Source organism: Pontimicrobium sp. MEBiC01747 (genome assembly GCF_053601635.1).
Window position 1 is genome coordinate 1 of record NZ_JBSHNS010000567.1, and the last position, 412, is coordinate 412.

The 412-nt window shown below is 23.5% G+C and carries 1 pseudogene; it reads right to left on the bottom strand.

Features of this window, described 5'->3' with window-relative positions:
• Positions 1-203: pseudogene (locus tag ACVC2P_RS18980) on the bottom strand (hypothetical protein); the annotation flags it as partial.
• Positions 204-412 lie beyond the last annotated feature (209 nt).

Genomic DNA, 412 nt, shown 5'->3' on the forward strand with positions numbered 1-412 from the left:
GCATAACGCTTTTCTTTTACTTGATTAAATAATATAGGGTTGTATACAGACATAAATGTTTGGTATCCTAGAAAAATGATTAAGCCCCATAACACTATGTTTATAACAGGTTTTAATTTTGTAGGTATAAATTTGTCAATAACCCAAACTATCCCAATAGTAAGTAATATTACAAGAACTGCAATAAGAATAAATTTTATCATATTATTTATTAAATTAAATTAATGGTCCTTCGCAAATCTACAATTTTTTTTTAATCGCTAAAACCTATAAGAGTAAAAATCATTTATATCTTTGAATAAAAGTTTAAAAATTAATTCCATTAATGACCAAATCTGAATTTTATTCTATTATAAAACAGTCTTTTCCGTTTAAACCTACAGCAAAACAAGATATTTTATTATTACAACTT